Origin of the sequence: Streptomyces sp. ACA25 (assembly GCF_028200735.1) — a bacterium.
Taxonomy (GTDB): Bacteria; Actinomycetota; Actinomycetes; order Streptomycetales; family Streptomycetaceae; genus Streptomyces.
Map to the genome: position 1 here is coordinate 36,503 of NZ_JAQKPV010000003.1, position 22,835 is coordinate 59,337.

The 22,835-nt window shown below is 73.1% G+C and carries 21 protein-coding genes and 1 riboswitch; of the genes, 7 read left to right on the top strand and 14 right to left on the bottom strand.

Annotated elements, in window-relative coordinates:
- Positions 1 to 349: 349 nt before the first annotated feature.
- Positions 350 to 1,108 carry a TetR/AcrR family transcriptional regulator gene (locus tag PJ985_RS06305; protein WP_271682576.1) on the bottom strand — a complete coding sequence of 253 codons (759 nt, stop codon included), beginning with the start codon at positions 1,106 to 1,108 and terminating at the stop codon, positions 350 to 352.
- Between the two features lie 109 nt (positions 1,109 to 1,217).
- Here PJ985_RS06305 and PJ985_RS06310 point away from each other — a divergent pair, with 109 nt between their 5' ends.
- On the top strand, positions 1,218 to 2,183 hold the full coding sequence (locus tag PJ985_RS06310; RefSeq protein WP_271682577.1) for an ATP-binding cassette domain-containing protein: 966 nt from the start codon (positions 1,218 to 1,220) through the stop codon (positions 2,181 to 2,183).
- Positions 2,180 to 3,016 (top strand): ABC transporter permease, encoded by an 837-nt coding sequence (locus tag PJ985_RS06315; protein WP_271682578.1) that lies wholly within the window; start codon positions 2,180 to 2,182, stop codon positions 3,014 to 3,016. Before PJ985_RS06310 ends, PJ985_RS06315 begins: the two co-directional genes overlap by 4 nt.
- A 66-nt stretch (positions 3,017 to 3,082) precedes the next feature.
- On the opposite strand, the gene PJ985_RS06320 is transcribed toward PJ985_RS06315, so the two are convergent.
- From PJ985_RS06320 to PJ985_RS06335, 4 genes are all read right to left on the bottom strand, one after another.
- Positions 3,083 to 4,282, bottom strand: coding sequence for a CapA family protein (locus PJ985_RS06320; protein ID WP_271682579.1), 1,200 nt, complete (start codon positions 4,280 to 4,282; stop codon positions 3,083 to 3,085).
- Between the two features lie 114 nt (positions 4,283 to 4,396).
- A complete protein-coding gene (locus tag PJ985_RS06325) occupies positions 4,397 to 5,476 on the bottom strand; it encodes a M23 family metallopeptidase (RefSeq protein WP_271682580.1) in 1,080 nt (359 codons plus the stop codon).
- 3 nt (positions 5,477 to 5,479) lie between these two features.
- Positions 5,480 to 5,689, bottom strand: a riboswitch (cyclic di-AMP (ydaO/yuaA leader).
- A gap of 409 nt (positions 5,690 to 6,098) precedes the next feature.
- Positions 6,099 to 6,629: a 5-(carboxyamino)imidazole ribonucleotide mutase gene (purE, locus tag PJ985_RS06330; protein ID WP_271682581.1), complete on the bottom strand. Its 531-nt coding sequence runs from the start codon at positions 6,627 to 6,629 to the stop codon at positions 6,099 to 6,101.
- On the bottom strand, positions 6,626 to 7,897 hold the full coding sequence (locus PJ985_RS06335) for a 5-(carboxyamino)imidazole ribonucleotide synthase (protein ID WP_271682582.1): 1,272 nt from the start codon (positions 7,895 to 7,897) through the stop codon (positions 6,626 to 6,628). The genes purE and PJ985_RS06335 overlap by 4 nt, the downstream gene beginning before the upstream one ends.
- Positions 7,898 to 7,940: 43 nt before the next feature.
- On the opposite strand from PJ985_RS06335, the gene PJ985_RS06340 reads away from it, so the two are divergent.
- Positions 7,941 to 8,480, top strand: coding sequence for a GtrA family protein (locus PJ985_RS06340; RefSeq protein ID WP_271682583.1), 540 nt, complete (start codon positions 7,941 to 7,943; stop codon positions 8,478 to 8,480).
- A 68-nt stretch (positions 8,481 to 8,548) separates the two neighbouring features.
- Here PJ985_RS06340 and PJ985_RS06345 read toward each other — a convergent pair whose 3' ends face one another.
- The 4 genes from PJ985_RS06345 to PJ985_RS06360 all read right to left on the bottom strand — a co-directional run bounded on the left by PJ985_RS06345 (position 8,549) and on the right by PJ985_RS06360 (position 11,742).
- Complete coding sequence (locus tag PJ985_RS06345; protein ID WP_271682584.1) at positions 8,549 to 9,784, bottom strand: ATP-binding protein; 1,236 nt, start codon at positions 9,782 to 9,784, stop codon at positions 8,549 to 8,551.
- Positions 9,785 to 9,878: 94 nt separating this feature from the next.
- Positions 9,879 to 10,556: a response regulator transcription factor gene (locus tag PJ985_RS06350; protein ID WP_271682585.1), complete on the bottom strand. Its 678-nt coding sequence runs from the start codon at positions 10,554 to 10,556 to the stop codon at positions 9,879 to 9,881.
- A 134-nt stretch (positions 10,557 to 10,690) separates the two neighbouring features.
- Complete coding sequence (locus PJ985_RS06355) at positions 10,691 to 11,185, bottom strand: ATP-binding protein (protein ID WP_271682586.1); 495 nt, start codon at positions 11,183 to 11,185, stop codon at positions 10,691 to 10,693.
- A gap of 176 nt (positions 11,186 to 11,361) precedes the next feature.
- Positions 11,362 to 11,742: an STAS domain-containing protein gene (locus PJ985_RS06360; protein ID WP_271682587.1), complete on the bottom strand. Its 381-nt coding sequence runs from the start codon at positions 11,740 to 11,742 to the stop codon at positions 11,362 to 11,364.
- Positions 11,743 to 11,989: 247 nt separating this feature from the next.
- On the opposite strand from PJ985_RS06360, the gene PJ985_RS06365 reads away from it, so the two are divergent.
- Together PJ985_RS06365 and PJ985_RS06370 are read left to right on the top strand one after the other, a co-directional pair.
- Positions 11,990 to 12,937, top strand: coding sequence for an RNA polymerase sigma factor SigF (locus PJ985_RS06365; RefSeq protein WP_271682588.1), 948 nt, complete (start codon positions 11,990 to 11,992; stop codon positions 12,935 to 12,937).
- Between the two features lie 152 nt (positions 12,938 to 13,089).
- Positions 13,090 to 13,767, top strand: a complete 678-nt coding sequence (locus PJ985_RS06370) for an MOSC domain-containing protein (protein ID WP_271682589.1) — start codon at positions 13,090 to 13,092, stop codon at positions 13,765 to 13,767.
- A gap of 90 nt (positions 13,768 to 13,857) precedes the next feature.
- Here the strand turns inward: PJ985_RS06370 and hutI are convergent, their stop codons facing one another.
- Genes hutI through hutU form a run of 4 tightly spaced genes read right to left on the bottom strand, consistent with a single transcriptional unit; the run spans position 13,858 to position 19,454 of the window.
- Positions 13,858 to 15,117 (bottom strand): imidazolonepropionase, encoded by a 1,260-nt coding sequence (gene hutI / locus PJ985_RS06375; protein ID WP_271682590.1) that lies wholly within the window; start codon positions 15,115 to 15,117, stop codon positions 13,858 to 13,860.
- Positions 15,118 to 15,157: 40 nt separating this feature from the next.
- Complete coding sequence (locus PJ985_RS06380) at positions 15,158 to 16,519, bottom strand: formimidoylglutamate deiminase (protein ID WP_271682591.1); 1,362 nt, start codon at positions 16,517 to 16,519, stop codon at positions 15,158 to 15,160.
- Positions 16,507 to 17,694 (bottom strand): allantoate amidohydrolase, encoded by a 1,188-nt coding sequence (locus tag PJ985_RS06385; RefSeq protein WP_271682881.1) that lies wholly within the window; start codon positions 17,692 to 17,694, stop codon positions 16,507 to 16,509. The genes PJ985_RS06380 and PJ985_RS06385 overlap by 13 nt, the downstream gene beginning before the upstream one ends.
- 32 nt (positions 17,695 to 17,726) lie before the next feature.
- Positions 17,727 to 19,454 (bottom strand): urocanate hydratase, encoded by a 1,728-nt coding sequence (hutU, locus tag PJ985_RS06390; protein ID WP_271682592.1) that lies wholly within the window; start codon positions 19,452 to 19,454, stop codon positions 17,727 to 17,729.
- Positions 19,455 to 19,648: 194 nt separating this feature from the next.
- Here hutU and PJ985_RS06395 point away from each other — a divergent pair, with 194 nt between their 5' ends.
- On the top strand, positions 19,649 to 21,250 hold the full coding sequence (locus tag PJ985_RS06395; RefSeq protein WP_271682593.1) for a hypothetical protein: 1,602 nt from the start codon (positions 19,649 to 19,651) through the stop codon (positions 21,248 to 21,250).
- Positions 21,251 to 21,298: 48 nt separating this feature from the next.
- On the opposite strand, the gene PJ985_RS06400 is transcribed toward PJ985_RS06395, so the two are convergent.
- Positions 21,299 to 22,174: a MurR/RpiR family transcriptional regulator gene (locus PJ985_RS06400; RefSeq protein ID WP_443033429.1), complete on the bottom strand. Its 876-nt coding sequence runs from the start codon at positions 22,172 to 22,174 to the stop codon at positions 21,299 to 21,301.
- A gap of 104 nt (positions 22,175 to 22,278) precedes the next feature.
- Between PJ985_RS06400 and PJ985_RS06405 the strand changes: the two genes are divergently transcribed.
- Entirely contained in the window at positions 22,279 to 22,704 is a 426-nt protein-coding gene (locus PJ985_RS06405; protein ID WP_271682595.1) for a hypothetical protein, read from the top strand.
- The last annotated feature ends 131 nt before the right edge of the window (positions 22,705 to 22,835 follow it).

The window sequence follows — 22,835 nt, forward strand, 5'->3', positions numbered from 1 at the left end:
CGCGGTGACCGCACGCAACTGACCCGTATGCCGCCTTTGTTCGCTCTGTCGCGCCGGTGTCCGTCAGCTGCGGTCCCAGCTGCCCCGGCACGGGATCACACCAACCCCGCCCAGTGACCCACGCATCACGCTCCGCTCCGCCCAAGTGGGCGCCACGGAGGAAGACATCAGGGGCACTCCAGCTACGCGCCGGGCGGGGTGAACGTCCGACGGGCCGGACAGGACGGGGCCCTGCCCGGTCAACACCCGTCCCGGAGCCCGCCTCTCGGGAACGTCCCGCGCTTCACTGCCGCTCCGCCGGGCACCGGCCGGAGCCTGAGCGGACAACAGCACTCGGGCACCGAGGACTTCAGCGCCGGCGGTTGTGGATGAGGGCTTCAACTCCGTCGAGCAGAAAGGCCAGGCCGTGCTCGAAGTCGTCGTCGGGGTCCGCCGCGGCACTGTCGAAGACACCTGCGCGCACCAGGCGTGACAGGGCGGGGTAACGGCCGTCGGAGACGATCCGGGCCAGCAGCGTGCCGTAGGCCGGGCCCCACTCCTCGTAGCCGAGGCCGGTGCGCGGCGCGGCGCGGGCGATGGACAGCTCCTGCCGTGCCTCGTTGTGGGCATAGCCGCTGAGGAGGGTGAGCACGCCCATCTTGTCGTCCTCGCTCAGTCCGGTTCCGGCCATGGCGGCCAGCGCCGCCTCCATCCAGGCGAGATTGTTCGGGCCCATCGGGGGGCCGCTGATGGGGATGTCCAGCATCCAGGGCCGTGCACGGAGACGGTCCCGGAAGCTTCGGGCGAAGGCCTCGAGCCGGGGCCGCCAGGGTTCCGGCCACTTCTCGGTGTCGGGCAGCCCGCCGGCCGCCTCGAACATCAGGTCCAGGAGGTCGTCCTTGCCGGGGACGTGCCGGTAGAGCGCCATGGTCGTGACGCCCAGGCGCTCGGCCACCCGGCGCATCGAGACCCCCGCGATGCCGTCTGCGTCGGCGATGTCGACGGCGGCCGTGACGATGCGGTCGACGCTGAGGGTGCCGCGCGGCCCTCGGCTCCCCGGCTGTCCGGTGCGCCAGAGGAGAGCGAGCATCTCCTCCATGTCGCGCCGCCCGGATCGCTCGGCTGCCATACCGCTCCTCTGCTCGTCCGGTGGGCCCTCCGGCCCTGACCACGGACATCCTAGAACCGTGTATGGTGTACACGTAAGTTTACGGCGTACACTTGAGGGGGGATGAGCCATGCCGGGCACACCGCACGCGATCGAGGCCGAAGGGCTGCGCAAGTGGTACGGGGGCACCCTGGCGCTCGACGGGCTCGGGCTACGGGTCCGGGCCGGCACCGTGCACGGCCTGCTGGGACCGAACGGGTCGGGGAAGACCACCGCGGTCCGCGCGCTGGCGACCCTGCTCCGGTACGACGAGGGCCGGGCCACGGTGTGCGGGGCGGACGTGGCCCGCGAGCCGGCCCGGGTGCGCGACATGATCGGGCTGACCGGCCAGAACGCGGCCGTCGACGAGATCCTCAGCGGACGGCAGAACCTCGTCCTGTTCGGACGGCTGTTCCAGCTGAGCCGCCGGGCCGCCCGGCGGCGGGCGGACGAACTGCTCACGCAGTTCAGCCTGACCGACGCGGCCAACAGATCGCCGGAGCACTACTCGGGTGGCATGCGCCGCCGTCTGGACCTGGCGGCCGGCCTGATCCTCACTCCCCGGGTGCTGTTCCTGGACGAACCGACCACCGGCCTCGACCCGCGCAGCCGCAACCAGGTCTGGGAAGCAGTGCGCTCCCTGGTCGCGGGCGGCACCACAGTGCTCCTCACCACCCAGTATCTGGAGGAGGCCGACCAGCTCGCCGACACCGTTTCCGTGCTGGACGACGGACGGGTGGTGGCCGAGGGCACTCCGGACGAACTCAAGGCGAGGACCGGTGGCTACCGGATCGAGGTGGTCGTCCGGTATGCGGCCGAACTGGGCACGGTGGCCGAGATCCTCCGGGGGGCGGGCACGGGCCCTCCGGAGACCGACCCGGACACCCGCCGGGCCAGCGCCCCGGTCACCGACCCGGTGACCGCGCTGAGCGAGGTCGCGCGGGCTCTGCACTCCGCGGGGGTCGCGGTGGAGGATCTCGGCACCCGGCGCCCCACCCTCGAAGAAGTGTTCCTCCAGCTCACCGGTCGCCGCACGGAACAGGAGATCCCGGCATGAGCAGCAACCTCACCTCCGGCAGCGACGCGGCGTCCCGGGTGTCCCGGGTGTCCCGGGCAGTTTCCGACGGCTGGACGATGACCGGGCGCAACATGGCGCACGTGATCCGCGCGCCGGAGCAGATCGTCCTCTATTTCACGCTGCCGATCGTGTTCGTCCTGGTTTTCGGCTACATCTTCGGCAACGCGATGGCCGTGCCCGGCGACGGTGCCTACCGGGAGTTCCTGCTTCCGGGCGTGTTCGCCATGACGATGCTCTACGGGATGGGGGCCACCGGCACGGCCGTGGCGACGGATGTGGCGCGGGGCGTGGTGGACCGTTTCCGGACCATGCCGGTGGCGCGCTCCGCACTGCTGACCGGACGCAGCACCGCCGACCTCCTTCGCGCACTGCTGGAGATGGCGGTACTGGTCGGCTGCGGGCTTCTAGTGGGCTGGCAGTGGCATCGCGGCATCGGGTACGCGCTGCTGGCGCTGGCGCTGGTGCTGATGCTGCGGGTGGCGGTCACCTGGGTGGCGATCTGGCTGGCGCTGGTGGTGCGGAACGCGGACACGGTCAGCCTCCTCGTGTTCCCGCTGGCCTTCCCGTTGACGGCGGTGTCCAGTGTCTTCGTGGCGCCGGAGCTCATGCCGGGCCCGGTGGGAACGGTGGCCGAGTGGAATCCCTTGTCGGCGACGGTGGCGGCGAGCCGTGAGCTGTTCGGCAATCCCGGGTTGGGGAGCGGCTCCTGGGTCACGGAGAACGCGGTTCTCATGGCGGTGGTGTGGCCGGTGCTGATCACTGCCGTGTTCGCCCCGCTGGCGGTGCGGCGGTACCAGCGGCTCGGCAACTGAGCGGTGCGCGGCCGGACCCTCCTGTCCGGGGCGTCCCCCCACCGGGCGGCGGGCCGCACCGGGGGGTCAGTCGTCCAGGAGGGTGAGTCCGTCCTCGGCGGCGCCCCGCCGCAGGACGATCTCGGTGGTGCGGTCCATGGCCGTCTGCAGGGCGTCCGGTGCCGCGGAGGCGGCTTCACCACCGGCCAGTGCCCCGGGGACGTTCACCACCCGGACCGGCGGGTCGTCCGTCTGAAGCAGCGGAAGGTACTCGGCGCCGGTGGTGGTGAAGGTGTCCTGCGCGGGGTCCTCGGTGATGGTGAAGCGCATCAGGAGGCCCTCCTGCCGCGGCTGGCCCGGGGTGCGGTGGGCGGCCATCAGGTTGCCCAGCCCGTAGACGACCCACTGGCCGTCGATCCGCTCCACCGGCTGGACGACGTGGGCGTGGTGGCCGAGCAGCAGGTCGATGTCGGGGGAGGCGAGCAGCCGGGGGGCGCCTTCGAGCTGCTGGGCGTTCGGCTCGTGGGCGTATTCGTCTCCCCAGTGCATGGCCACGACGACGAACTCGGCACCGGCCTCGCGGGCGGCGGCGGCCTCCGCCAGGATGCGGTCCTCGTCGATCTCGTTGCCGCGCCAGGTGTCGCCGCCGGGGTGGGGGATGCCGTTGAAGCCGTAGGTGTAGGAGAGCAGGCCGACCCTGACGGCGCCCTCGTCGGTGTCGACGTCGATGAGGGTGGGGGTCTCGGCCTCCTCCTTGCTGCGGGCCGAACCGGCATGGGCGAGGCCGGCCTCGTCGAGCCGGTCGAGCGTGCGGTCGACGCCGTCGGCTCCGGCGTCGAAGGTGTGGTTGGAGGCGGTGGTGCAGGCGTCGTAACCCGTCCGGGCCAGTGCGGGGACGATGGTGGGCGGGCTGGAGAACGCCGGGTAGCCGCGGTACGGGCCGCCCTCGGGTGCCAGTGGCGTCTCCAGATGACAGATCGCCAGTCCCGCGCCGGAGACCACGGGGGCGATGCTCTCGAGTTGCGGGGCGAAGTCCTCGGGGCCCTCGCCGGTGCGCGAGGCGTCCTGGCGGGCCTGGTTCCACAGACGCTCGTGGAGCAGGATGTCGCCGGTGGCGACGAGGGTGAACTCGCGCGGCTGTGCGTCCTGCGCGGCGGAGTGCCGGGAGAGGCTTTCGGAGCCGGGTCCGGAGCCCCGGTCCGTACCGCTGCCGCAGCCGGCCAGCAGTGACACCGTGACAGCCAGGGACAGTGAAACGAGACGTGCCTTTTGCGCTGGAATCTTCATATTAGTAGCACAACTTAACGGTTCGTGATCGGCAACTCACGGCACGCCAAAAGGGCCCTGTCCCCGGGAGCGGTGCTCCCGGGGACAGGGCCCTGTGCTGATGAGCAGCCTGGGTCAGAGGCTGACGCCGTTGGCCCGCAGGTAGGCCAGGGGGTCGATGTCCGAGCCGTAGCCGGGACCGGTGCGCACCTCGAAGTGCAGGTGCGGGCCGGTGCTGTTGCCGGTGGACCCGACCAGGCCTATCTGCTGGCCGGCCTGGACCGACTGACCGGAGCTCACCGAGAGCGCCGACAGATGGGCGTACTGGCTGTAGCGCCCGTCGCTGTGCCGGATGACGACCTCGTTGCCGTAGGCGCCCGCCCAGCCGGCGGAGACGACCGTGCCGGTGGAGACGGCCATCACCTTGGTGCCGGTGGAGGCGGCGAAGTCGGCCCCGGTGTGGTAGCCGCTGGACCACAGGTTGCCCGCCATGCCGTACCGGGTGCTCGGGGCAGCGTGGACCGGGACACTGAAGCCGGAAGCGGCCGGAGCGGCAGCCTGGGCCGCCGGCGCGGCCTTCTTCTCGGCGGGCTTCTCGGCCCGGGGAGCGGCCTTCGGCTCGGCCTTCTTCTCCGCCTTGGGTGCGGCGTGCTTGCCGGAGGACTTCTCGGCCTTCGGCTCGGCCTTCGGAGCAGCCGGCTGTTCGGTCTTCGGTGCCTTGGGCGCAGCCTGCTTCTCCGCCGGAGCGGGGGCCTGGGCCGCCTGACCCGAGCTCAGCGACAGCTTCTGACCGGGGAAGATCAGGTTGGGGTTGCTGCCGACGACCTCACGGTTGCGCTCGTACAGCCCTTCCCAACCGCCCTGCACCTCGTGCGCGGTGGCGATCCGGGACAGGGTGTCACCGCTGACGACGGTGTGGGCGGCCTCCTGGTCCCCCGAGGTGGCCCGGGAGCTCTTGGCGGCCTTGCTCTTGCCGCTGTGCGAGGCGGGCGCCCCGGTCTGGACGACGCCCTGCGACACGCCGAGAGCCGGTGCGGAAAGGGTGGTGGCTCCCGCCGGGGTGACGGCGGTGCTCTGCACCGGTGCCGGTGCGGCCTGGGCACTGCCGGCGACCATGAACGGCATGGCCACACCTGCACTGCCGGCGGTGAGCATCAGGGAAAAGCGAGAGATCCGGCTCTTGGCCGGGCGACGGTGGCGTCCGCGTGCGGACATAGGGGTGCTCCTCTCCGACGCCTGCGAGGTCAGCTGTCGGGTTCGGGCCGGAAGGTTGCCCGGCCGCGAGCGAGTTCAGTTTCAAGCCCTGAACTCGGCAAGCGGCTTCACCCCAAGCCGGTGGGTGGCCGGCAAAAAGTGGGTCCCCCGCTCCTGTCATGCGGATGTGCTGCTCGAGCCTCCGTCGGTGACAGGATTCGGCGTTCCGACGGTGGCACGCCACGGGATGCGGCGCGGCCAGAACGGTAAACCTGTTAAATCGACCAACACAAGAAACGGGGGACGTCCGGTTCATGATCAGGAGCAACCGGACACCTCTCCCACCACCGGGCGCGGCCGTCGGTCACCGTAGGTGAGGCACCGCCTACCCGAAGATGTCGCCAACTACCTCACCGGGGTGCGCATTTGAAATAGAGGCAGCTGCCGCGCGAAGAAGTGGATCAGACAGCTGGGTCACAAAGTGATGTCGGTCACGTAACACCGCGACTATGCGCCATCATGACAAGTCTTGTGCCTAATGTCCGCTTTGAGACGCGGGGTGGCGGACCCTCAGCTCTTCAGCTCGCTGAGGGGCGGGGACGACCGCCGCGGCATCGCCCGGCACCCGCCCCGCGCGCGGCTGTCAGCTGCCGCCGAACCCGAAGCCCGAACCCGATACCTTCCCCCGCAGCCGCCGGCCCTTCTCCGTCGCCTGTTCGTTCAGCCGCTCCTGGAAGTCACGCATGGCCTCCGCCAGCGCCGGGTCGTGGGCGGCGAGGATGCGGACGGCCAGCAGCCCGGCGTTGCGCGCCCCTGCGACCGAGACCGTGGCGACCGGCACGCCGGCCGGCATCTGCACGATGGAGAGCAGGGAGTCCATGCCGTCCAGGTGCTTCAGCGGCACGGGCACCCCGATCACCGGCAGTTCGGTCACCGAGGCCAGCATGCCGGGCAGGTGAGCGGCACCGCCCGCTCCGGCGATGATCACCTTCAGCCCGCGTCCGGCCGCCTGCTCGCCGTAGGCGATCATCTCGCGCGGCATCCGGTGGGCGGACACGACGTCGACCTCGTGCGGAACCTCGAACTCGCTGAGGGCCTTCGCCGCGGCCTCCATCACCGGCCAGTCGCTGTCGGAGCCCATGACAATGCCGACGGAGGGAGTGGGGCTGTTCATCGGGTGATCGTTCCTCGCAGATAGTCGGCGGCGTGCCGGGCGCGCTCCCGCACCTCGGCCAGGTCCGTTCCGTAGGTGTTGACGTGCCCGACCTTGCGGCCGTGCTTCACGTCCTTGCCGTACATGTGGATCTTCAGCTCGGGGTCACGGGCCATGCAGTGCAGGAAGGCCGAGTACATGTCGGGGTAGTCCCCGCCGAGCACGTTCGCCATCACGGTCCACGGCGCCCGCGGCCGGGGATCGCCCAGCGGAAGGTCGAGGACGGCTCGCACATGATTGGCGAACTGCGAGGTGATGGCGCCGTCCTGGGTCCAGTGCCCGGAGTTGTGCGGGCGCATCGCCAGCTCATTGACGAGGATCCGGCCGTCGGTGGCCTCGAAGAGCTCCACCGCGAGATGGCCGACGACCCCGAGCTCCCGGGCAATGGTCAACGCCAGTTCCTGAGCCTGCAGGGCCCGTTCGGCAGGCAGCCCGGGAGCAGGAGCGATCACCGTGTCGCAGACCCCGCCGACCTGGATCGACTCCACGACCGGATAGGCCACCGCCTGACCGTGCGGGGAGCGCACCACGTTGGCGGCCAGCTCCCGGACATAGTCGACCTTCTCCTCGGCAAGCACCGGCACACCGGCCAGGAAGGGCTCGGCGGCCTCGGCCTCCGAGTGCACCACCCACACCCCCTTGCCGTCGTAGCCGCCGCGGACGGTCTTCAGGACGACCGGGAAGCCGCTGCCCGGCTCCCCCGCGCCGGGTGCCTCCTCGGCGAAGCGGCGGACATCGGCCGGGCTGCCGACGATGCGGTGCCGGGGGCAGGGCACCCCCAGCGTGTCCAGCCGGGCGCGCATCACCCCCTTGTCCTGGGCGTGCACCAGGGCGTCCGCCCCGGGGCGCACCAGCACCCCCTCGTCCTCCAGTGCGCGCAGGTGCTCGGTGGGCACATGCTCGTGGTCGAAGGTGAGCACGTCGCACCGCCTGGCGAACGCGCGGAGGGTCGCGAGATCACGGTGGTCGCCCACGACGACGTCGGCGACCACCCGGGCCGCGGAGTCCTGTGGGGTGCCGCTGAGGAGCTTGAAGCTGATGCCGAGCGGGATGGCCGCCTCGTGGGTCATGCGGGCGAGCTGACCGCCGCCGACCATGCCGACTACGGGAAATGTCACTCGGCCAGGATATCGGTCCGGGGGGCCGCGAACGCCGCCGCATCGGCCCCGGGCGCCGTGCGGCCCGGCTTCGCGAACCCGGGCCGCACGGCGCCCGGGCCTCGTTAACATGGCGGAGGACCATCCCTGCACGGAAGGGAACCGGAAGGCGACCATGAGCGATCGGCCCACTCTGCGGGTCCGGCTGCGCCGGCTCGTCCGGGAGGCCGCCAAGTTCGGCACCGTGGGCGCCTTCGGCGTCCTGGTGAACGTGATCGTCTTCAACGTGTGCACCCAGGGCTTCGGGCTCGCACCGGTCCGCTCCGGAGTGATCGCCACCTCGACGGCCATCTGCACCAACTACCTGGGCAACCGGTACTGGACCTACCTGCACGCGGACAAGACCCGCAGGCGCCGGGAGGCGAGCCTGTTCCTGCTGTTCTCGGGGGTCGGCATGGTCATCGAGAACGGGGCGCTCGCCATCTCCCACTACGGTCTGGATCTCACCTCCCCCCTCGCCGACAACATCGCGAAGAACGTCATCGGCCTGGGCGCCGCCTCGCTGTTCCGCTTCTGGTCCTATCGCACCTGGGTCTTCCGCGGCGCCCGCTCCACGGGCGCACCCGCTCCCCCGGGCGGAGGCGCACCCCCGTCCCGTACCGTGCCCCCGAGCCGGCCGGACGGCGCACGCGCCCCGAAACACCTCCGCCACTGAGCCCGCCAGGAGGCACCGCACCGAACATCGCGGCGTGCCCGGCACGTCACGTCCGGACCGGCACGGCCCTAGTCGGCTTCGCGGCTGAGGAAGAGGGCGAAGACCGGGGGGACCAGCTGGAGCAGTTCGAGCCGGCCGCCGTCGGCCTCGGCCAGGTCCCGGGCCACGGCCAGGCCGAGGCCGGTGGAGTTCCGGCCGCTGACCGCCCGTTCGAAAACCCGGGAGCCGAGCTCCGGCGGTACGCCCTTCCCGCCGTCGGTGACCTCCACCACCACCTGGTTTCCCGCGGTGCGGGTGCGCAGGGCGACCGCGCCGTCGCCGTGCATGAGGGAGTTCTCGACCAGGGTCGCCAGCACTTGGGCGACCGCTCCCGGCGTGCCGACGGCGCGCAGCCCGGGCTTGCCGGAGTGCACGAGGGGCCGGCCCTCCGCCCGGTAGGCCGGTCGCCACTCCTCCATCTGCTGGAGAACGACCTCGTCCAGGTCGAAGCCGACGGCCGAGCCGAGAAACGGGTCACGGGAGTTGGTGAGCAGCCGCTGCACCACGTCGGTGAGGCGTTCCACCTGGGCCAGCGCGATCGCCGCCTCCTCCTTGACGGTCTCCGGATCCTCCGTCTCGATGATCTCCTCGAGCCGCATGGACAGCGCGGTCAGCGGGGTGCGCAGCTGGTGCGAGGCGTCCGCCGCCAGTCGGCGCTCCGCGGTGATCATCCGGGCGATGCGCTCGGCGCTGGACTCCAGCACGTCGGCCACCCGGTCGAGCTCCGCCACGCCGTAGCGCCGGTTCCGGGGCCGGGGGTCGCCGCGGCCGAGCCGCTCGGCGGTCTCGGCCAGGTCGGTGAGCGGGGCGGAGACCCGGCGGGCCTGGCGCACGGCGAGCAGGACAGCGGCGGCGATGGCCAGCAGCGCGACGGCGGTGATGATCGCGAGGGTCCGGCTGACCTCGTCCCACAGTGCGCTGCGGGCCTGCTGGACGGTGACGGTCTCGCCGTGGCCTCCGGTCTCGGTCGCCGCCACGACATCGCCCTCGGGCTCATTGCCGAGCGTGAAGAGGTCCTCCCCCGCCAGCTGGATGAGCACGTACCGCTCGCCGGGCACCGAGGTGCGCATCGTCTCGGCGGTGACCGACTCCCCGGCGACGAGCCGGCTCTCCACCACGGCCACCAGCCGGGCTGCCTCGGACTGCAGCCGGTCCTGGGCGGTGGCCTCGATGGAACGGGTCTCGACGACGACGAGGGACAGGCCGAAGACGGCGATGACGACGAGCACCACGGCGAGCGTGGAGTTGATCAGGCGGCGGCGCACAAGGCCCTCCGGGCAGCAGTACAGGTGGGGACGGAGCGGACCGGCCGCCGCGGCACGCGGGCCGCGGAGCGGCCCCGCCCCGCGCCCGGGGGTCTCAGCTTCTCTCGAAGCGGAAGCCCACCCCGCGCACGGTCGCGATGTAGCGGGGGTTCCCGGCGTCGTCGCCGAGTTTCTTCCGGAGCCAGGAGATGTGCATGTCGAGGGTCTTGGTGGAGGACCACCAGGTGGTGTCCCAGACCTCACGCATCAGCTGCTCGCGGGTGACGACACGGCCCGCGTCCCGCACCAGGACGCGCAGCAGATCGAACTCCTTGGCCGTCAGGTGGAGCTCCTCCTCGCCCATCCAGGCACGGTGGGACTCGATGTCGATCCGGATGCCGTGCACGACCGGGGCGGGAACGGGCTCCGCGGTGCCGCGCCGGAGCAGGGCCCGGACCCGGGCCAGCAGCTCGGCGAGGCGGAAGGGTTTGGTGACGTAGTCGTCCGCGCCGGCGTCGAGGCCGACCACGGTGTCCACCTCGTCGGCCCGGGCGGTGAGGACCAGCACCGGCAGGCTCAGCCCTTCGGTGCGCAGCCGGCGGCACACTTCCAGGCCGTCCATCCCGGGAAGCCCGAGGTCGAGGACGACCACGTCGATGTCGCCGGCCAGCCCGGCACGCAGCGCCCCCGGGCCGTCCTCACAGACCTCCACCTCGTATCCCTCGCGTCGCAGCGCTCGGGCCAGCGGCTCCGAGATGGACGCATCGTCCTCGGCGAGCAGTACTCGGGTCATGCGCCGATCGTAGACCTCCGGGCGTGCGGGGTCCGGCTGTCCCGGTGTTCCGCCGGGAGGGCAGCCGGCCGGGGGTGGAGGGCACGGAGCCGGGGCCGGGCGAGGGTCCCGGGGCGGGGCCCGTGGCAGAGGGCTCAGGGCAGGGCGGGCGGTGCGGCGAGCTCGGCCCAGACGGTCTTGCCGTTGCTGTCCGGGTCATGGGCCACGCCCCAGTCCAGGCTCAGCCGCTGGACGATGAACATGCCGTGACCGCCGGGACGGCCGGGGCGGCGGGTGGCCCGGGGGGCGGGCGAGCCACCGCCGGGGTCGACAACCTCTATGCGCAGCAGCTTGGGGCCGCAGCCGATGCGCAGCTCCTCGGGGCCTTCGGCGTGCAGGCAGGCGTTGGTCACCAGCTCGGAGACGACCAGCAGGGCGTCCTCCGCCGCGGCCTGCTGTTCCGCGGTGGCCGCGGGCAGCCAGCCCCAGTCATGGAGCGCCCGCCGGGTGAACTCGCGTGCCCGGCCTACGGTCCCGCTGATCCCGACCAGCCGGAGTCTTCGTACCTGCCGCACCTGCTCCGCCCCGGTCACCGGGCCGTGCGCCTCGGGTCCGCAGTCTCCTGCCGGATACGGCCGGGCCGTTGCCATGCACCGCCTCCCTCACCGCAATCACCACGCCGCTGGCATGTTCTGGTAGACGCCGGATCCGTCCCTGCGCTCTTCCGGCGTGACAGATCTCCTGCCCTGCCGCGCGCCGGGAACACCCACCGTTCCCCGTCAATAGTGTGACCCGTGCTACGCCGCTCCGTACAGGACGGGTGCCCTCAGTCGACGGGCAGCGAGGCCAGGGCGGTCTTCAGGTCGTCGTGCACGGTGAAGACGGCCCCTGCCCCGGTGATCTCGAAGACCCGGGCGACCATCGGCGGCAGCGCGGCGAGCTGAACCTCTCCGCCGGCCTGCGAGGCCTCGATCCGGGCGGCGAGGAGAACGTTGAGACCCATCGAGTCACAGAACGTCAGACCCGAACAATCGATAACGATCCGGGCACATCCCTCTGCGACGCACTCGGTGAGTGCGGCACCCAGCTTTTCCGCGCTGTGATGATCGAGCTCGCCCTGTGGCGCCACCACCGCACTCGCGCCGAGACGACGCACCTCCACCGTGAACTGACGCCGGTGAGCACTGCCCGGCCTGCGGCGGTCCATGCAGACCCCTTCAGATTGGGAAGGCTTCCTGGCTAGGTTCGACCCTAGCCGCTGGACGGTCCGCCGGGACACCCGAACCGGACGGATAATCACCCCGAAGCGGACATAGTGGAACTTGCCATGTCGGCCGGGCGACCGGTAGGCGTAGGAGGGACAACCGCATCACGCCGGCTTTGGAGGCGCCGCACTACGGCAGTGCACGTCACGGCTTCGGCAGCCATACGCCGAGAAACCAACGGAGGACACCATGTCACCGGCCCCTCGCACCGACGATCCGCATGCCGCGCAGAACGCCCCGGCCGGGGAGGCACCGGCCGCCGTGCCGGAGCTCCAGGACGCGCAGCCCGGAGCAGAGCCCGCCGAAGCCGGGCCGCTCGCGCTCGACGCCCCGATCGGGCTGCTGCCGACGGTCCCGCCCTTCGACGAGATGGGGCCGCTGGACGCACGGGCCCTGTCCAAGAGCCTCTTCGAACGCATGCGGATCCTGGACGAGGGCACCCACGAGTTCGCCTACGTGCGCAACACCCTGGTCGAGCTCAATCTCGCGCTGGTGAGGTTCGCGGCCGCCCGGTTCCGTTCCCGCAGCGAACCGATGGAGGACATCGTCCAGGTCGGCACGATCGGGCTGATCAAGGCGATCGACCGGTTCGAGCCCGGTCGCGGTGTGGAGTTCCCCACCTTTGCGATGCCGACCATCGTCGGCGAGATAAAGCGGTTCTTCCGGGACACCTCCTGGTCCGTGCGGGTGCCCCGCCGGCTGCAGGAGCTGCGGCTGGACCTGGCGAAGGCGGGTGACGAGCTGGCCCAGCGCCTGGACCGGGCCCCGACCGTCGCGGAGCTCGCCGAGCGGCTGGACCTGAGCCCGGAGGAGGTCGTGGAGGGCATGGCCGCGTCCAACGCCTACACGGCCAGCTCGCTGGACGCCCAGCCGGAGGAGGACGACACCGAGGGCGCCCTCGCGGACCGCATCGGTTACGAGGACCACGGGCTGGAGGGCATCGAGTACGTGGAGTCCCTCAAGCCGCTGATCGCAGAGCTCTCACCGCGCGACCGCCGGATACTCTCGCTCCGCTTCGTCGCGAACATGACGCAGTCGGAGATCGGCGAGGAGCTCGGCATCTCCCAGATGCACGTGTCGCGGCTGCTGGCCCGGACGCTGAGCAAGCTCCGCCGGGGGCTGATGGTCGACGAGTGAGGGGGACGCGCCGCCGAGGACGTCGCGTCCGGCTGAGGGGCTGCCCACGCAACCGGGCGGCCCCTCAGCCGTGCGCGCCGTCGGACCGGAGGTCCCGGGCCGGGCGGAAATGGGGGCGCCGTGGCATCACCCGGGCGGTTAAGGTGCCGCACATGTCTTCTGCGAAGGTGCTGTCCGTGAACCTCGCCCGCCCGCGCGTGGAACCGGAGTACACCAAGTCCGCGGGCTTCCGGACCGGCATCGACAAGCGCCCGGCCGCCGGCCCGGTGCGGGTCGCCGCCCCGGGCCCGAAGGGCACCGCGGACAGCGGGCTCGAGGGGGACTTCATCGGTGACAAGGTCCATCACGGCGGTGACGACCAGGCCGTCTACGCCTTCGCCCGGGAGGACCTGGACCGCTGGGCGGAGGTGCTCGGCCGGGAGCTGCCGGCCGGCGCGTTCGGCGAGAACCTGACCACCGCGGGTGTCGACGTCAACGACGCCCGGATCGGGGAGCGCTGGCGGATCGGGCCGGACCTGGTGATCGAGGCCACCTCACCGCGCATCCCGTGCCGGACGTTCGCCGGATGGCTCGGTGAGCGGGGCTGGGTCAGGCGGTTCACCCAGGACGCGGCCCCCGGAGCGTACTTCCGGGTGCTCACGCCGGGCCGGATCGCCGCCGGTGACGCACTGGAGGTGGTGCACCGCCCGGACCACGAGGTGTCGGTGGCGTTCTTCTTCCGAGCTGTCACCACCGCGCCGGAGCTGCGGCCCAGGGTCGGCGCGGCGGGCTCGGCACTGCACGTGGAGGCGCGGGAACAGGCCCGGAAGTGGGCAGCCGAGGGTTCCTGACCCCGTGCCCGGCAGACGGCCGCCGGTCCTGCGGCACGAGCCCTCCGGGCGGCGGGCACTGCGGCGGGGTGACCCGGCGGACCCGCCGGGTCACTGCGGCATGCGGCCGGCCGGGGCGGGGTGCGCGGTTCCCGGGCCCGCGCTCCCCACCACATGCCGGCCGCGCTGCCAGACATCCGTGACGAGCGGCACGCCGGGCCGGTAGGCGAGGTGGACGGGCGAGGGCGCGTCGAGCAGCACCAGGTCGGCGCGGGCGCCGGGGGCGATACGGCCGAGGTCCGGGCGGCGCAGGGCCGCGGCGGCCCCGGCGGTGGCGGACCACAGGGCTTCTCCGGGGGTCATGCCCATCTCGCGGACCGCCACGGCGATGCAGAACGGCAGGGAGCTGGTGTAGGACGAGCCGGGGTTGCAGTCCGTGGACAGCGCGACGGTGACACCGGCGTCCAGCAGCCGGCGGGCATCGGGGTACGGGGACCGCGTGGAGAACTCGCATCCCGGCAGCAGGGTGGCGACCGTGGTCCCGGCGGACTGGGCGAGGGCGTCCACGTCGGCGTCGGTGAGATGCGTGCAGTGGTCGGCGGAGGCAGCGCCGAGTTCGACGGCCAGCCGCACACCGGGGCCGGGGCCGAGCTGGTTGGCGTGCACGCGGGCGGTGAGGCCGCGGGCCTGCCCGGCGGTCAGCACCGCCCGGGCCTGGTCGCCGTCGAAGGCACCGCGCTCGCAGAAGACGTCGATCCAGCGGGCGTGGGGGGCGCACGCGTCCAGCATCGGGCCGGTGACCAGGTCCACGTAGCCGGCGGGGTCGGCGGCGTACTCGGGGGCGACGATGTGCGCCCCCAGGTAGGTGACCTCCTCGGTCTGCGCGGCGGCCACCCGCAGGGCCCGGGCCTCGTCCCGGACGGTCAGGCCGTAGCCGGACTTGGTCTCCACGGTGGTGGTGCCCTGCCGGAGCATCTCCCGCAGGTGGGCGGCGAGGCCGGCGGCCAGCTGCTCGTCGGTGGCCGCGCGGGTGGCCGAGACGGTGGTCCGGATGCCGCCCGCGGTGTAGGGCCGGCCGGACATCCGGGCGCTGAACTCCTCGGTGCGGTCCCCGGCGAACAGCAGGTGGGAGTGCGGGTCGACGAAGCCGGGGATGACGGCCCGGCCCGCCGCGTCCTGATGCCGGTCGGCGGCGGGCGCGTCCCGTGCGGGGCCGGTCCAGGCGACGCGGTCACCGTCGAGGACCACCGCGGCGTTCCGCAGCACGCCGAGCGGGCCCGCACCGAGGGACGGATCGTTGGTGACCAGGTGCCCGATGTCGGTGAGGAGGGTGGTGGTGGCGGGAGGTGTGGCGGTGGGCGGCGTCGTCACGGGGTGTTCTCCTTGCCCGGCCGGGATTCCGGCCGGGCGGTCAGGGGCCGCCGGTGGCGGCGATGGTCTCGGCCAGGGCGCGCGGTACGTCGGGGATCAGCCGGTGGGTGCCGTCGCGGACGAGGTGCCGGCCGCCGACCACGGTGTGCCGGACGTCCGCGCCGGTCGCCGCGAACACCGCCGCCTCGACGGCCAGCCGGGGCGGCGGGCCCGCGGTGCGCACGGAGTCCAGGGCGACGGTGGTGAAGTCGGCGAGCAGCCCGGCCTCCAGCCGCCCGGCATCGGGCCGGCCCAGCGCCGCGTGGCCGGTCTCGGTGGCGGCGCGCAGCAGCTGGGAGCCGGTCCAGTGGCCGCGGCTGCGGGTGCGCAGCCGCTCGTTCAGCTCCAGTGCCCGGGCCTCCTCGAACAGGTCGATGACGGCGTGGCTGTCGCTGCCCAGGGAGAGCGGGCTGCCCGCCTGCTGCACGCGGGCGGCGGGGCCGATGCCGTCGGCCAGGTCCCGTTCGGTGGTGGGGCACATGCAGACGCCGGTGGCGGCGCCGCCGAGCAGCCGGACGTCCTCCGCGGTGAGGTGGGTGGCGTGCACGGCGGTGGTGCCGGGGCCGAGCACCCCGTGGTCGGCGAGCAGCCGGGTGGGCGTGCGGCCGTGGGCGGCCCGGCAGGCGTCGTTCTCGGCCGGCTGCTCGGACAGGTGGACGTGCAGTGGCGCCTGTCGTTCCCGGGCCCACCGGGCGACGGTGGCCAGCGCGTCCGCGGGCACCGCGCGCACCGAGTGGACGGCGGCGCCGATGCGCACCCCGGGGCCCTCCCGCAGGGCGCCCGCGCGTTCCGCCCAGGCGTCGGCGGTGCCGTCGCTGAAGCGCCGCTGGGGCGGGGTGGGGGGATCCCCGAAGCCGGCGGACAGGTAGCAGGTGTCCAGCAGGGTGATCCGGATGCCGGCTTCGGCGGCGGCGGCGAGGAGCGCGTGGCCCATGGCGTTGGGGTCGTCGTAGCGGGTGCCGCCGGGGCCGTGGTGCAGGTAGTGGAACTCCCCGACGGCGGTGATTCCGGCCAGGGCCATCTCGGCGTAGACGGCGCGGGCGAGCGCGAAGTACGTGTCGGGGGTGAGCTTGGACGCCACCCGGTACATCAGCTCGCGCCAGGTCCAGAAGGTGCCGCCGCCGACCTGGACGGCACCGCGCAGCGCGCGGTGGAAGGCGTGCGAGTGGGTGTTGGCCAGGCCGGGCACGGTCAGTCCGCGCAGCGTGACGCTGCCGGCGGGCGGAGCGGGCACGCCGGTGCGGACGGCGGAGAGCCGGCCGTCCGCCGTCTCCAGGGCCACTCCGGCCTCGACGATGCCGTCGATCCAGGCGTACTCGGCCCAGTAGGCGGGGCCGACCGGGCCGCCGGTCACGGGCGGCACGCCAGGTCCTCCAGGACGTCGGCGAGTGCGCTCACTCCGGCCACGCAGTCGTCCTCCTCGGCGAACTCGGCGGGCGAGTGGGAAACGCCGGTGGGGTTGCGCACGTAGAGCATGGCGGTGGGCACCGAGGCGGACAGGATCCCGGCGTCGTGCCCCGCGCCGGTGGGCAGCAGCGGCACGTCCCCGAGAAGGCCGCCGATCCGGTCGCGCAGGGCGTGCGCGAACTCCACGACGGGGGTGAAGGACTCCCGCTCCACGGCCACCCGCACGCCGTCGCGGGCGCCGCGCTCGGCGGCGGCCCGCTCGATCTCGGCAACCACGCTGTCCAGGGTCTCCTGGTCGGCGGCGCGGGAGTCGAGCCAGCCCTGTACCAGGGAGGGCACGGCGTTGACGCCGTTCGGCTCGACGGCCACCTTCCCGAAGGTGGCGAGCGCCCCGGCGAGCCGGGCTTTCTTGCGGGCGGCGAGCACCGTGTTGGCGTAGGTCAGCATCGGGTCCCGGCGGTCCTCCAGCGCGGTGGTGCCCGCGTGGTTGGCCTCGCCGCGGAAGTCGAAGCGCCAGCGGCCGTGCGGCCAGATCACCGAGGCCACGCCGACCGGGTGGGCGGTGCCGGCCAGCGCGCGCCCCTGCTCGATGTGCAGCTCCACGAAGGCTTTGATTCCGGCCAGCCGCGCGGGGTCGGGGCCGAGTGCCGCGGGGTCGTGGCCGGCCAGCTCCATGGCGCGGGCCAGCGTGACGCCGTCGGCGTCCCGCAGGGCGCGCGCGTGCGCGGGGGTGAGCCGGCCGGCGGTGAGCCGGGACCCGACGCAGGCCAGTCCGAACCGGGCTCCCTCCTCGTCGACGAAGTTGACGACCGCGAGCGGCCGGACGGGCCGGGCGCCGCGGGCCAGCAGCTCGTCCAGCGCGGCGAAGGCGGAGACCACCCCGAGCGGCCCGTCGAACGCGCCGCCGTCCGGCACCGAGTCCAGGTGGGAGCCGGTGACCACGGCGTCTCCGGCGTCCGGGTCGCCGAGCCAGGCCCACTGGTTGCCATTGCGGTCCACCTCGTGGGTGAGACCGCGGGCGGCGGCCTGCTCCCGGAACCAGTCCCGGCACTCGGCATCAGCCGGGGTCCAGGCGAATCTCCGGCAGCCGCCGCCGGAGGTGCGGCCGACCGGGCTCAGCTCCCGCCACATTTCCTGGAAGGAGGCGGGCGGGCGGGCGGCGGTCACTCCCGCGCTCCCGAGGCGCCGCCGGCTCCGCGGACCGGGTCGGCCCCGTCGGCTCCGGACGCTGCGGCGGCATCCTCCCGCATGGGGATCCGCACGCCGTGCTCGGTGGCGACCTCCTCCGCCCGCTCGTATCCCGCGTCCACGTGCCGGATGACGCCCGTGCCGGGGTCGTTGGTCAGCACCCGGTGGAGCTTCTGCCCGGCGAGCGCGGTGCCGTCCGCCACGGACACCTGCCCGGCGTGCAGGGAGCGGCCCATGCCGACCCCTCCCCCGTGATGGAGGGACACCCAGGAGGCGCCGGAGGCCACATTGACCATGGCGTTGAGCAGCGGCCAGTCGGCGATGGCGTCCGACCCGTCCCGCATGCCCTCGGTCTCCCGGTAGGGCGAGGCGACCGAGCCGCAGTCCAGGTGGTCGCGGCCGATGGCCAGCGGGGCGGCGAGCTCACCGCTCGCCACCAGGTCGTTGAACCGCTCGCCCGCCACGGCCCGTTCGCCCTGGCCGAGCCAGCAGATCCGGGCGGGCAGGCCCTGGAATCGCACCCGCTCGCCGGCCAGCGCGATCCAGCGGGCCAGCGACTCGTTCTCCGGGAAGAGCTTCCGGATCTCCCGGTCGGTGGTGGCGATGTCGCGTGGGTCCCCGCTGAGTGCCGCCCAGCGGAACGGGCCCTTGCCCTCGCAGAACAGCGGCCGGATGTAGGCGGGCACGAAGCCGGGGAAGTCGAAGGCCCGTCCGTACCCGGCCAGCTGTGCCTCGCCGCGGATCGAGTTGCCGTAGTCGAAGACTTCCGCTCCGGCGTCCTGGAAGCCGACCATGGCCTCGACGTGCCGGGCCATCGACTCGCGGGCCCGCAGGGTGAAGCCGGCGGGGTCCTTCGTCGCGAAGGCGGCCATGTCGGCGAAGTCGACGCCCAGGGGGAGGTAGGCCAGGGGGTCGTGGGCGCTGGTCTGGTCGGTGACGATGTCGACGGGGGCGTTCTGTTCCAGCAGGCGGGGCACCAGGTCGGCCGCGTTGCCCAGCACGCCGATGGAGAGCGGCCGGCGCTGCTGCCGGGCCTCGGCGGCCAGCCGCAGCGCGTGCTCCGGCGAGTCGGCCCGCACGTCCAGGTAGCCGTGGGCGATGCGGCGCTCGATGGCCCGCGGGTCGCAGTCGATGCACAGGGCCACGCCGCCGTTCATCGTGACGGCCAGCGGCTGGGCGCCGCCCATGCCGCCGAGCCCGGCGGTCAGCGTGACGGTTCCGGCCAGGGAGCCGCCGAACCGCTTCTCGGCCACCGCGGCGAAGGTCTCGTAGGTGCCCTGCAGGATGCCCTGGGTGCCGATGTAGATCCAGGAGCCGGCCGTCATCTGCCCGTACATGGTCAGACCCAGCTGCTCCAGGCGCCGGAACTCCTCCCAGTTGGCCCAGTCACCGACCAGGTGGGAGTTGGCGATCAGCACCCGCGGCGCCCACTCGTGGGTGGTCATGACGCCGACCGGGCGGCCGGACTGGACGAGCATCGTCTCGTCGCCACGGAGCGTCCGCAGGGTGCGCACCATCGCGTCGAAGGACTGCCAGTCGCGGGCCGCCTTGCCGGTGCCGCCGTAGACCACCAGCTGGTCGGGGTGCTCGGCGACCTCCGGGTCGAGGTTGTTCTGCAGCATCCGCAGCGCCGCTTCCTGCGGCCATCCCTGGGCGCTGAGCTCGCTGCCGCGCGGCGCGCGCACGGGGCGGGGTCCTGACATGGCCGCTGCCTTCCACTCTGAACGACTCGGTACGACGGATCTGTACGACGGCCCGGGCACCGCGCGACGGAGGCGCCGCACGAGGACCGGCTGACCGGACTGACCGGCTCGTATTCACTCACTGTACGGACTGAATATCTTCAGTCAACAAGCCGCCGCCGCGGGCCGGGCGCCTCGGCCGGGAGTTTCGCCCGGTGCCGGACGGCTACCCCACCGAGGTGGACCTGACGACCAAGCTCGGACGTGGCCTCGCCGGCGCGCGGGAGGAGCGGGACACCCCTCAGCTGTGGCCACTCGCCGCGGTCTCCGTGGTCGTGGTGCTGCTCGCGCTCGCCGGGGCCCTGCCCCAGTGGCCGGGGCTGCCGCACTTCGTGGCGCTGCCCCCCGCCGACCTCCATGCAGACCTGCGGGTCCTGCTGACCCGCGCGCCGTCGGTCCCCGCCTTCGTCGCCCTGCTGGCCGTGGTGCTGGCCGTCCGGGTGGTGGTGCTCTGCCTTCTGCTCGGCGGCCTCACCTGGCGCCGGGCCCGGTTCGCCGCGCTGTTCTACGCGGTCGCCGCACTGCCGCTGCTGCTCGCGGCCCAGCTGGAGTTCATGGCCAGCGCCCTGCTGTACTCCCGGCTGTTCTGGGCAGCCATGACACTGCTGGCCCTCACCTGGTTCCTCACCGCCCCGATGCCCTGGCAGCGTGAGGAGCGGCTGCGCACCGCGTTCACGCGCAGCTGGCGGCACGGACTGCGGGTGGAGGTGCTGATCCCCTACGCCCTGGTGCTGATCCTCCTTGGGGTCCTCGCCGACAACTTCCCCGTGCTGACCATCCCGCTGATCCCGGTCTCGGCACTGGCCACCGGGGTGGCGATCACCTTCCTGGCGCGCCCGGCCCCTCACCGTCCGCTGCGCCGGCTGGCCGCGGCGGCCCTCGCCCTCGCCGTGGCCGGCACCGTCTTCACCGTGACCCGCGGGGCGGTGGACGACGGGCCGGTGCCCGAGCCGCGGGAAGGCTCGGTACTGCTGATGTCCGGCATCAATTCCGCTTCCGGCCGGGGCGCGATCTTCGAGACGGACATCGAGACGCTGGGCTACACCTGCGAGCAGACCTTCTACTTCTCCTACTCCGGTCCCGGGGACGGCCAGCCACGCGGGGTCGCCACCTGCCCGATCACCACCGGGGCCCCTTACACGCCGGAGGACACCCAGCGGCCGCTGGCGGAGCAGGTGGAGATCTTCGCCGAACAGATCGCCGACCTGCCGCGCCCCCTGGTGGTGGCCGGGCACTCGCAGGCCGTCTGGGTGGTCTGGCAGGCACTGGCGAGCGGGGTGGCTCCCGAAGTCGACGCCGCCCTGTTCGTGGGGCCCTTCCCGCAGAGCCCGGTGGGGTACCCGGCGGCGGACGATGACGGTGAGGGCCGGGTGGCCGGCGACCTGCTGCGGCTGCTCATTCCCCTCGCCGACCTCGTCGACTTCGACTTCGATCCGGACGCGCCCCTGGCCCAGGAGATCCTGGCCACCCCGGACGCGGCCTCCTCGATCATCGCCGAGCCGCTGCCCGATGATGTCCGTTCGCTGTCCATGACCTCGGCGACGGACCTGCCGCTCATGCCCGACGGCTGGCACCTGCCGGTGGACCGCAACGCCTGCCCGATGCGGGTGGCGCATCCGTACCTGCCGATCCGAGCGGTGTTCCACCAGGAGGTCAACCGCTTTCTGGACGGCCGTCCCGCGCTGGACTGCCCGGCCTGGCGGGACTGGGGAGCCCCGGTCTCCCGGCCGTTCGGCACCCCGCCGCAGGACCCGTGAGCCGCTCCGCGGGCCCGGTGAGCGGGCCCCGGGCGGCTCCGCTCGCCCTCAGTCCAGGAACAGCCCGCGGGCGGCGGCCCGGGTGTCGAATTCCTCAAGCCGGGCCTGCGCGCCGGGGAGGCCGTCGCACATCGCCTCCAGCAGCACGCGGCCCAGCACCATGGGGGCGCAGGCGGTGTCGAAGGACAGCCCGGTCCCGACCGCGGCGGGCAGCAGCAGGTCTCCGGGGGCGGCGACCGGGGTGAAGGCGCTGTCCGTCACGGTGACGATGCGCAGCCCGGCCGCGCGGGCGAGTCCGAGCGCCTCCCCCACCTCGCGCGGGTGCCGGGGCAGCGCGAAGCACAGCAGCGCGCTCGCTCCGGCTGCGGCGGCTGCCTCGATGCGGTCGGCGAGCATCGTGCCGCCCTCGTCGAGCAGCCGGATGTCCGGGTGCACCTTGACCGCGAAGAAGGCGAAGCCGCGGGCCTGCGCGGCGGCTGCCCGCAGGCCGAGCACCGGCAGGGGCCGCGAGGCGGCGAGGAGCCGCCCTGCCTGTTCCACCGGGGCGGGGTCGGCGAGCGAGGCGGCCAGCTGCCGCAGATTGTCGATCTCGGCGTGAATGGCCTGCTGATAGGCGTTGGGCGCCTCCGCGGCCGGCTCACCGCCCTCCCCGCCGGTGCCGTCCGGGCCCGCCTCGCGGAGCTGCCGCAGATTCTCCCGGAGCTGCTTGCGCAGCGCCGGGTAGCCGTCGAAACCGAGGGCCACCGCGAAGCGGGTCACCGAGGGCTGGCTGACGCCCGCCAGGTCCGCGAGCTCCACGCTGGAGAGGAACGGCGCCTCCCCGGCCCGGCGGACCATGCACTGCGCGATGCGCCGCTGGGTGGGGGTCAGCCGGTGCCCCTCGAACAGTTTCAGCAGCTGTGCACTCGCCTCACTCATCTGCATAATTCTATGCAGTCGGTCGGCGGGCCGCGGCCCCTGGGGAGCGGGAGACAAGAGTGGGGTCAGCCCCCGTGCGGTGCGGCCCCGTTCCGTCTAACGTGCGGGCCATGACAAGCCGTGACCCTGAGCTGAAGAAGGACCTCGACGCCGCCGTGCAGACCCGCAAGGAGCTCGGGGACACTTACGAATCGGAAGTGGTCGACTCGTTCCTGGAGAAGGTCGGGCAGCGCATCGACAGCACCGTGGACCAGCGGGTCCGGCGGCAGCTGGCCGAACAGCAACTGGTCCTCGGCAGACGGGGCCCGGGCGGGCCGCCCGCCGGGGAGAGCCGGGGCCCCGGCCCGGCCTTCGGGCTCGCGGCGCTCTCCCTGGTGCTCGCCGTGCCGCTGTCGGCTGTCGCCGCGACCCAGGCCGGCCTTCCGGGGCTGCTGGTCTGCTGGGCAGGGATCGTGGGGGTCAACGTCTGCTACGCGCACGCCGGTGAGTTCCGCCGGCTGCGCAGGAGGAGCGGCGAAGGCAGCGACTGGGAGTAGGCGGCGCGGGGCACCCGGCCGGCTCCCCGGCCGCCCTGATCCGGCCGGGGAGCCGGGGTGCGCACACTCCGCCGTGGCGGCCGGGAACCGCACGGCGGACACGAGGGGGCGGGGACCGCCGCACCCTGGTG

Excerpts from the sequence above, each read along its gene's own strand:
- PJ985_RS06305 (WP_271682576.1), bottom strand. The coding sequence starts at position 1,108 with ATGGCAGCCGAGCGATCCGGGCGGCGCGACATGGAGGAGATGCTCGCT.
- PJ985_RS06310 (WP_271682577.1), top strand. The coding sequence starts at position 1,218 with ATGCCGGGCACACCGCACGCGATCGAGGCCGAAGGGCTGCGCAAGTGG.
- PJ985_RS06315 (WP_271682578.1), top strand. The coding sequence starts at position 2,180 with ATGAGCAGCAACCTCACCTCCGGCAGCGACGCGGCGTCCCGGGTGTCC.
- PJ985_RS06320 (WP_271682579.1), bottom strand. The coding sequence starts at position 4,282 with ATGAAGATTCCAGCGCAAAAGGCACGTCTCGTTTCACTGTCCCTGGCT.
- PJ985_RS06325 (WP_271682580.1), bottom strand. The coding sequence starts at position 5,476 with ATGTCCGCACGCGGACGCCACCGTCGCCCGGCCAAGAGCCGGATCTCT.
- purE (WP_271682581.1), bottom strand. The coding sequence starts at position 6,629 with ATGAACAGCCCCACTCCCTCCGTCGGCATTGTCATGGGCTCCGACAGC.
- PJ985_RS06335 (WP_271682582.1), bottom strand. The coding sequence starts at position 7,897 with ATGTTAACGAGGCCCGGGCGCCGTGCGGCCCGGGTTCGCGAAGCCGGG.
- PJ985_RS06340 (WP_271682583.1), top strand. The coding sequence starts at position 7,941 with ATGAGCGATCGGCCCACTCTGCGGGTCCGGCTGCGCCGGCTCGTCCGG.
- PJ985_RS06350 (WP_271682585.1), bottom strand. The coding sequence starts at position 10,556 with ATGACCCGAGTACTGCTCGCCGAGGACGATGCGTCCATCTCGGAGCCG.
- PJ985_RS06355 (WP_271682586.1), bottom strand. The coding sequence starts at position 11,185 with ATGGCAACGGCCCGGCCGTATCCGGCAGGAGACTGCGGACCCGAGGCG.
- PJ985_RS06360 (WP_271682587.1), bottom strand. The coding sequence starts at position 11,742 with ATGGACCGCCGCAGGCCGGGCAGTGCTCACCGGCGTCAGTTCACGGTG.
- PJ985_RS06365 (WP_271682588.1), top strand. The coding sequence starts at position 11,990 with ATGTCACCGGCCCCTCGCACCGACGATCCGCATGCCGCGCAGAACGCC.
- PJ985_RS06370 (WP_271682589.1), top strand. The coding sequence starts at position 13,090 with ATGTCTTCTGCGAAGGTGCTGTCCGTGAACCTCGCCCGCCCGCGCGTG.
- PJ985_RS06385 (WP_271682881.1), bottom strand. The coding sequence starts at position 17,694 with ATGTGGCGGGAGCTGAGCCCGGTCGGCCGCACCTCCGGCGGCGGCTGC.
- hutU (WP_271682592.1), bottom strand. The coding sequence starts at position 19,454 with ATGTCAGGACCCCGCCCCGTGCGCGCGCCGCGCGGCAGCGAGCTCAGC.
- PJ985_RS06400 (WP_443033429.1), bottom strand. The coding sequence starts at position 22,174 with ATGCAGATGAGTGAGGCGAGTGCACAGCTGCTGAAACTGTTCGAGGGG.
- PJ985_RS06405 (WP_271682595.1), top strand. The coding sequence starts at position 22,279 with ATGACAAGCCGTGACCCTGAGCTGAAGAAGGACCTCGACGCCGCCGTG.